Below are 7,687 nucleotides of genomic sequence, written 5' to 3'. Positions count from 1 at the left end.
CTGCCGGGCGTGCGGCTGGCGTTCGAGACCTGGGGGCGGCTCGCGCCGGACCGGTCCAACGCGGTGCTGGTGCTGCACGCGCTGACCGGCGACAGCCATGTGGCCGGTCCGGCCGGTCCGGGGCATCCCACGCCCGGCTGGTGGGACGCGCTGGTCGGTCCGGGCCGGGCGCTGGACACCGACCGCTGGTTCGTGGTCGCGCCGAACGTGCTCGGCGGCTGTCAGGGCAGCACCGGCCCGGCCTCTCCCCGGCCGGGTACCGACCGGGCCTGGGGCGGGGCGTTCCCGTTCCTGACCCAGCGGGATCAGGTGGCGGCTGAGGCGGGGCTCGCGGACGCCCTCGGGATCGAGCGGTGGGCGCTGGTCGTCGGCGGCTCGATGGGCGGTATGCGGGCGGTGGAGTGGGCGGTGTCGTACCCGGAGCGGGTCGGCGCGCTCCTGCTGCTGGCCACGACCGCCTCGGCGAGCGCCGAGCAGATCGCCTGGGCGGAGGTCCAGTTGGGGGCCGTCCGGGCCGACCCGCACTGGCGGGGCGGCGACTACCACTCCGCCGCCCGCGGCCCGGTGGACGGACTCGGCCTGGCCCGCCGTCTGGCCCACGTGACCTACCGCGCGGAGGCGGAACTCCAGACCCGGTTCGGCCGGGCTCCGCAGGGCGCGGAGGACCCGTGGCACGGGGGTCGTTACCAGGTGGGCTCGTACTTGGACCACCATGCGGAGAAGCTCGTCCGCCGCTTCGACGCGGGGAGTTACGTGGTGCTGACCGAGGCGATGAACGCGCACGACGTGGGGCGCGCAAGGGGCGGTACACGCTCGGCGCTGGCGGCGGTGCGGGCGTCGGCCCTGGTGGCCGGGGTGGACTCCGACCGGCTCTATCCGCTGTGCCAGCAGCGGGAGTTGGCCGCGCTGATCCCGTCGGCGGACGCGGTGCGGGTGGTGGAGTCGCCGTACGGGCACGACGGGTTCCTGATCGAGACGGAGCAGGTTGGCAGACTGGTGGCCGAGTTGCTGCGCTGATCCCTGGGAGCCGATGTGTCCGAGCCTTCGTTCGAGCTGCTGCCGGGTGACCCGGCATCACCGGTGCTGCTGCACGTACCGCATTCCGCGCGGGCCGTCCCGGCGGAGGTGCGGGCGGGGCTGCTGCTCGACGACGTCGCCCTGGAGCGGGAGCTGGACCACATCACGGACGCGCACACAGCGGAACTGGCATTTCGCGCGTCCGAGTTGGCAGGGGTGCGGCCGTGGCGGTTCGTGAACCGGCTGTCCCGGCTGGTGGTGGACCCGGAGCGGTTCCCGGACGAGCGGGAGGAGATGCGCGCGGTGGGCATGGGCGCGGTGTACACGCGCACCACGCACCGGGAACCCCTGCGGGCCCAGGACACCGACCAAGGGCCGCTGATCCAGCGGTACTTCGAGCCGTACGCCCGCGCGATCACCGAGGCGGTGTCGGACCGGCTGGCCGCGACCGGGCGGGCGGTGGTGATCGACGTCCACTCCTACCCGTCCCGCCCGCTGCCGTACGAGCTGCACGGCGAGGGGCCGCGCCCCGCGGTGTGCCTCGGTACGGACGCCTTCCACACCCCGCCGGGGCTGACGGCCGCGGCGCGGTCGGCGTTCTCGCCGTACGGGAAGACGGGTCTGGACAGTCCGTTCAGCGGGACGTACGTGCCCCTCGCGCACTACGGCCGGGAGCGGCGGGTGAGCGCGCTGATGGTGGAGATCCGCCGGGACACGTACATGACCGAGCCCGGCGGCCCGCCCGGACCGGGCCTGGACCGGCTGGCGGGCGCCCTGGCCGTTCTGGTGGACGCGGTGGGTTAGGGGGTGTCTTCCCGGTCTTCGCGGATCAGCCCGCCGCGTCCGCGAGGGGCTGCGGGCCCGCGAACATCGGGGAGAGACCCCCTAGTTCTTCCTGTTGGCGTGGGCCGCCCAGTCGAGGATCTGCACGGCGGCTCCCGCGGCTTCGAGACCCTGGCAGTGGCCGTGGTGGCGGCGGGCGATGCCGTCGAGGTCGAGGTGGGTGCCGAAGGCGGGGTGGGCGGCGACGCGGCGGGCGTACGACCACAGCGCGGTGAGGCCGGTGATCCGGTGCACGGCGGAGGCGTCGAGGTGGCAGCGGTGCACGGTGTCGAGCTGGACCAGGGAGACCCAGAGGTCGATGTCCGCGGCGGTGAGCCGGCCCCCGGCCAGGTACTCCTCCCCGGTCAGCCGGCGCTCCAGCCGGGACAGGGTGTCGAGGAGCACCTCCAGCGCGGCGGCCCGGCCGGCCGGGTCCTCGTCGGCGCGGCCGGCCCGCTGCGCGGCCTGTTCGATGCCCTCGGCGCAGAGCCGTTCCACGGCGTCGATGGTGGACTCCCAGCCGCAGGGCCGCAGCGGGTCGCCACCGGCGGGCGGGAAGAGGTCCAGGTCGCGCAGGATGTCGGGCGCGTGGGTGCTGACGATCCGTCCCGACCAGGCGTCGCTGAGCACGGGGGCGGGCGCCGGGCCGGAGTAGCGGTGCGCGCTGGCCTCGTAGAGCGGGCGGAGCGCGGTGTGGCTGCCGTCCGGGGCGTCGGGGACGGCGGGGAGCAGGGTGACCGGACAGCTCGTGTCGAGACCGAGCAGGCTGTGGCCGATGGCGAGGCGCAGTCCGTCGGGGTCGGCGGTGGAGAGGTGGAGCCGGTAGCGGTGCGGCACGGCGTGGTGGCCGCTGTGGGGGTCCTGGCCGAGCCGCCCCCGGAAGGCGGAGCTGTGCCGGACGGTCGGAAGGGCGGTCGGCGCGGTGATGGGCATACGTACGTCTCCCCAGGGGCGAGGGCGCGCGCGGGCGCGCGCCTGCGGGAACAGCGGCGGCTGACGTCGGGCGAGGAGTGACGAGGAGGGCGCGTGGACGGGCGAGGGCCCGGGTCAGAGGCGCGGTCCGATGGCGCTGCACACGCGCAGCAGGTCGATGTGCAGGCGGGAGGTGAGGAGGGGGGCGCGCAACGGCGTGCGGCCGCTGCGGCCGGTCACCGTCTCCAGGCGCGTCATGCGTCCCCACCTGTTCGCTGGACTTCCCCGGCTTGGAGTGTCGGCCCGCGCCGGACGCCGCGTCAAGAGGGGGTCCATCCCCGGGACGGGCCTTACGTACCATCACCTCCATGAGCCAGATCCTCTCGATCGCCCGCCCCGACAGCGTCCGGAGCGTGCGCCTGGACACCGACCGGGGAACCTTCGCCGCGTTCACGGCCGCTCCCCCGGCCCCGCGCGGTACGGCCCTGCTGGTGCCGGGCTTCAACGGCAGCAAGGAGGACTTCCTGCCGCTGCTGCCCGGCCTGGCCGAGGCGGGCTACCGGGTCGTCGCCATCGACCAGCGGGGCCAGTACGAGACGGGCCCGGCGTCCAAGGCTCCGTCGTACGCGCCGGAGGATCTGGCGTCGGACGTGACCGCGCTGGCGGGAGTGCTCGGGCCGGTACATCTGGTGGGGCACTCGTACGGGGGGCTGGTGTCGCGCTTGGCCGTGCTGGACTCCGCTGTGGACACCTGGGCCTCGCTGACGCTGCTGAACTTCGGCCCGGCGGCCGTGTCGGCGTCGACACGGGAGCGTCTGCGCCTCCTGCTGGACGCCCTGCGCACGACTCCGGTCCCGGATCTGTGGCCGTTCCTCCGCCCGGAGGACGGCGGGATCTCCGAGGAGGTGCTCTCCTTCCTCTCGGACCGCTGGGCCCGCAACGCCCCGGAGGCCCTGCGCCTGGCCGCCGAGCAGATGATCACCGAGCCGGACCGCACCGAGGCGCTGCGCGGCTGCGGCATTCCCCTGTCGGTCGTGTTCGGCACTCCCGAGGAGACCTGGCCGGAGCGTGAAGCGGCCGCGATGGCAAGGAGGTTGGGCGCTCGCTACACGGAGATCATGGGCGGCGGCCATTCGCCGAACGTGTACGAACCCGAAGCGGTGATCGAGGCGTTGACCTCGTTCTGGAACGCGTAACGCCTAGCGCTCGCCCCGAGCGGCGACCGTCTCCCGCAACTCCTCGGCCGTGAAACCGAGTTCACGCAGGACCTGGGCCGCTGGACTGTCCTCGACGCGGATCAGCCCCAGCAGCATGTGCTCGGTGCCGACCCAGTCGTGACCCAGCTCGGCCGCCGCGTCCCGCGCCCGCTCGATGGCCGCCTTGCTCTCCTCGCGGAACGCGATGTGCCCCCGCAGGGCCTTTGCCCCGGTCGGCGGCAGCACCGCCGCGACCGCGTCCCGCACCCGCTGCTCCGACCCGGCCCGCGCCAGCAGCGTCTCGTACGCCCGGCCCTGCGGTTCCCCCAGCAGGCCGAGGAGCAGGTGCTCGGTGCCGATCGCGTCGTGCCTGTGCGTCCGCGCGGCCTCCTGCGCCAGCACGATGCCGTGCCGGTTGAGGTGGGTGAACCGCTCGAACGGCGTCGGCGCGTGCCGCTGCTGCGCCGCTTGCTTGGACACCCCGATGGCGTCCCCGATCTCGGTCCAGGACGCCCCGGACCGCTTGGCCTTGCTCACGTAGTGGTCGATGAGCTGATCCCCGAGATCGGACAGGGTCTGCGCCCGCAGCCGCGCTTCGCTGACGTGGGCGAGGTCGCCGGCGTCGGGGAGTTCTTCGTCGAGTCGGGCGATCAGGTCGGCGAGATTGATGTCGAGTGGACTCATGCGTCAAGACTAAGTTGACGACGATGGAGCGTCAAGAAGAAATTGACGTGCGCGGGAGCGGGTGTCCGGCTTACGGTTCCGCCATGACTCGGCAGACCGACACGCCTCCCACCTGGGACGAGCGCACCCAATTGACCACATTCCTCGACTACGCCCGCGACACCGCGCGAGCCAAGTGCGAGGGCGTCTCCCCCGAAGACGCCCGCCGGGCCCCGCTCCCCGACTCCCCCTTGATGACCCTGTGCGGCCTGATCAGCCACCTGCGCTGGGTCGAACACCACTGGTTCGAAGTCATGTTCCTGGGGGAGGACCCGGCAGGCCCCCTCACCGAGGCCACCGACGAAGACCCCGACCCCGAAATGCGCACGGCGGTCGACATCCCCCTGCCCCAACTCCTGGCCGACTACGAGTCCCAGAGCGCCCGCTACCGCCACCTCGTCTCCACCCACGACCTGAGCACCCCCGCCAAACGCCCCATCAGCAACGGCGACCACGTCGACCTCCGCTGGGTCCTCCTCCACCTCATCGAGGAAACGTCCCGGCACAACGGTCACTTGGACGTCGTACGCGAGCTGGTCGACGGGCGGACCGGCATGTAGGGCGTGCGGCCAGCGCCACGCACAGGGCTGCGAGCGGAAGTTCCGCGACCATCGCCATGGCTACGGCGAGGGCCAGCTGCGGGCCGGGTGGAGAGGTGGCGACGTCGATGCAGGCGTCGGCGAGGAGGAGTACCGCCGCCGCGGCAGCGGGGGCGCGGTGGCGGGGGTCGTGGTGCAGCAGGCGACTCCCGGCGGTGAGCAGGGCGGTGGCCTCCAGCGCGTCGAGAACGACCCAGGCGGCTGCCTCGGGGGGCGGCAGGGTGCCGGCCAGGTAGCCGAGCCAGGGCAGCAGGGCGAGACCGGCGCCCATGAGTACGCGGGCGTGAACAGCGCTGCCCGTGGAGGTGCGGGAGATGAGAGCCACGTCCGGGACTCCTTCCGGCTGCGGGAACCCGACCGTCGGGCCCGCGATCAACCCTCGGGTGTCCGCCGAGCGGAGTCAGTAACACCGCTGTCCGTCCCGGGGTGGCACTGGCTGCACCCCAGCCAGGGATGGAAGATGCATGGATGACCACCTGGACCGGCGCCTACGGTGGGACCCATGAAGATCCCGCCCCGGCTGCGGCGAGCGCTTACGCGCCTGACGCGCGACATCTCCTTCCTCGCCCTGGGGGCACCGCTTCACCTCCTCATGGGGCTTCTGGTCTTCACAGACCTTGGCCTCGTCTGGGAGTGCGTCGTGGGAGGAGACGCTGGCGCGCCGGTCCTCCTCGGGGTCTCCACGGTGGTGACAGCGGTCTGCGTACCGGCGCTGACCGTGGCCCAGCACTGGCGTTTCCGGCGGTTTCTCGGGCTCGACATACCCCGGCCGGGATGGCGGCGGCCATGGCGTCAGCTCGGCTACCACTTCTTGTCCGGTGCGCTGCTGGGCGGGCTCGAAGCGCTGGTGGCAGGACTGCTGGCGGTCGGAGCGGCCGCGTCACTGACCCCGGTATGGGTCTACGCCCTACCGTGGCAATGGCGGATCGAACACCTCGGTCTCTCCACGCAAGCCGCGTATCTCTGCGCGGCGGGCCTGGTCGCGCTGGCCACCGTTCCCGCCCTGGCCGCCGCCCTGGTTCGCCTCGAGAGCCATGTCGGTCCCTCCCTGCTGGGCCGAAGCAGGGAGGAGGACCTGGCGCGACGGGTCGAGGACCTCACCGAGAGCCGGGCGGGGGTGGTCGACGCGGCGGACGCGGAACGGCGGCGTATCGAGCGGGATCTGCACGACGGCGCGCAGCAGCGCCTCGTCTCCCTCGCACTGAACCTCGGTCTGGCCAAGGCCACACTGGTGGGCCTGCCGCCAGAGGCGCGTGAGGTGATCGAAACGGCACACCGGGAGGCCAAGGAAGCAATCGAGGAGCTGAACAACCTCGTACGCGGACTGCACCCCGCCGTCTTGGACGAACTCGGCCTGGACGCCGCCCTGTCGGGGCTCGCGGCCCGCGCCCCGCTGCCCGTACGGCTGCGGGTGGACCTGCCACGGCGGCCGGCGCCGACGGTGGAAGCTGTCGCCTACTTCGTCGTCTCCGAGGCACTGGCGAACATCGCCAAGCACGCGCGGGAGGCGACCCGTTCGGATGTGACGGTCACCCTCATGGGCGGGATACTGCGGGTGGCGATCACGGACGACGGCCTGGGCGGCGCCGACCCCGCCGACGGAACCGGCCTGACGGGGCTCGCCCAGCGGGTGCGGTCGGTCGATGGAACATTCCGGATGAGCAGTCCTGTAGGGGGACCGACCATGATGAGCGTGGAGTTGCCGTGCCCGGCACCATGAACGAAGAGTCCACTGTGCGACGCGCGGTGATCGCCGAGGACTCCGTCCTATTGCGGATGGGCCTGGCCAAGGTCGTGGAGATGGCCGGCTTCGAAGTGGCCGCCGAGGTGGGCGACGCGGAGGGGTTGCTGGCCGCGGTCGAGGAGCACTGCCCCGACCTCGCGCTGGTGGACGTCCGTATGCCGCCCGGCTTCTCGGACGAGGGGGTACGCGCCGCACTGACCATTCGCCGCACCCACCCTTCCACGGCCCTGCTCCTCCTCTCCCAGTACGTCGAGGAGCGCTACGCCACCGACCTCCTCGCCGCCAACACCAGCGGCGTGGGCTACCTCCTCAAGCAACGGGTCGCCGATGTTGAGGAGTTCATCGAGGCCCTCCGCCGAGTGGCGAACGGCGGCACCGCCCTGGACCCCCAAGTGGTGGCCCAACTCCTGGTACGCCGCACGAACACCCCGCTGACCCGCCTGACCCCCCGCGAGCACGAAGTCCTCGCCCTCATGGCCGAAGGCCGCTCCAACGCGGGCATCGCCACCCAACTCGTCATCAGCGAAAGCGCCGTCGCCAAACACATCAACAACATTCTGATGAAGCTGGACCTGCCCAAGGCAGACGCAGACCACCGCCGGGTACTGGCCGTCCTGCACTACTTGGGGGCGGGAGGCCAATAGAGCACCCCCCTGCCGCCCGCCGCTCCGGAA

10 protein-coding genes are annotated in these 7,687 nt (G+C 72.4%); 6 read left to right on the top strand and 4 right to left on the bottom strand.

Annotation, left to right across the window (positions count from 1 at the left end; all coding sequences use genetic code 11):
• Window positions 1-1,017, top strand: a 1,017-nt coding sequence (locus GT030_RS13540; RefSeq protein ID WP_202460058.1) for a homoserine O-acetyltransferase, incomplete at its 5' end; no start/stop codon positions are given.
• Between the two features lie 15 nt (window positions 1,018-1,032).
• Window positions 1,033-1,821 carry an N-formylglutamate amidohydrolase gene (locus GT030_RS13535; protein WP_161201329.1) on the top strand — a complete coding sequence of 263 codons (789 nt, stop codon included), beginning with the start codon at window positions 1,033-1,035 and terminating at the stop codon, window positions 1,819-1,821.
• A gap of 81 nt (window positions 1,822-1,902) precedes the next feature.
• On the opposite strand, the gene GT030_RS13530 is transcribed toward GT030_RS13535, so the two are convergent.
• On the bottom strand, window positions 1,903-2,772 hold the full coding sequence (locus GT030_RS13530; RefSeq protein WP_161201328.1) for a glutathione S-transferase C-terminal domain-containing protein: 870 nt from the start codon (window positions 2,770-2,772) through the stop codon (window positions 1,903-1,905).
• Window positions 2,773-2,886: 114 nt separating this feature from the next.
• Window positions 2,887-3,009, bottom strand: a complete 123-nt coding sequence (locus GT030_RS37120) for a putative leader peptide (RefSeq protein WP_267881274.1) — start codon at window positions 3,007-3,009, stop codon at window positions 2,887-2,889.
• Window positions 3,010-3,119: 110 nt separating this feature from the next.
• Here GT030_RS37120 and GT030_RS13525 point away from each other — a divergent pair, with 110 nt between their 5' ends.
• On the top strand, window positions 3,120-3,947 hold the full coding sequence (locus GT030_RS13525; protein WP_161201327.1) for an alpha/beta hydrolase: 828 nt from the start codon (window positions 3,120-3,122) through the stop codon (window positions 3,945-3,947).
• A 3-nt stretch (window positions 3,948-3,950) separates the two neighbouring features.
• Here the strand turns inward: GT030_RS13525 and GT030_RS13520 are convergent, their stop codons facing one another.
• Window positions 3,951-4,631: a Clp protease N-terminal domain-containing protein gene (locus tag GT030_RS13520; protein ID WP_161201326.1), complete on the bottom strand. Its 681-nt coding sequence runs from the start codon at window positions 4,629-4,631 to the stop codon at window positions 3,951-3,953.
• An 83-nt stretch (window positions 4,632-4,714) separates the two neighbouring features.
• On the opposite strand from GT030_RS13520, the gene GT030_RS13515 reads away from it, so the two are divergent.
• Window positions 4,715-5,230, top strand: coding sequence for a DinB family protein (locus tag GT030_RS13515; protein WP_161201325.1), 516 nt, complete (start codon window positions 4,715-4,717; stop codon window positions 5,228-5,230).
• Here GT030_RS13515 and GT030_RS13510 read toward each other — a convergent pair.
• On the bottom strand, window positions 5,154-5,594 hold the full coding sequence (locus GT030_RS13510) for a hypothetical protein (RefSeq protein WP_346009631.1): 441 nt from the start codon (window positions 5,592-5,594) through the stop codon (window positions 5,154-5,156). The genes GT030_RS13515 and GT030_RS13510 overlap by 77 nt on opposite strands.
• Window positions 5,595-5,771: 177 nt before the next feature.
• On the opposite strand from GT030_RS13510, the gene GT030_RS13505 reads away from it, so the two are divergent.
• Window positions 5,772-6,989: a histidine kinase gene (locus tag GT030_RS13505; RefSeq protein ID WP_161201324.1), complete on the top strand. Its 1,218-nt coding sequence runs from the start codon at window positions 5,772-5,774 to the stop codon at window positions 6,987-6,989.
• A complete protein-coding gene (locus GT030_RS13500; RefSeq protein WP_161201323.1) occupies window positions 6,986-7,657 on the top strand; it encodes a response regulator transcription factor in 672 nt (223 codons plus the stop codon). Before GT030_RS13505 ends, GT030_RS13500 begins: the two co-directional genes overlap by 4 nt.
• Window positions 7,658-7,687: the final 30 nt, after the last annotated feature.

The sequence above is a fragment of the Streptomyces sp. SID1328 genome, assembly GCF_009865595.1.
GTDB classification, from domain to species: Bacteria; Actinomycetota; Actinomycetes; order Streptomycetales; family Streptomycetaceae; genus Streptomyces; species Streptomyces griseoluteus.
Note: the sequence above shows the minus strand (reverse complement) of the source record. Positions and strands in the feature narration are given on the sequence as shown.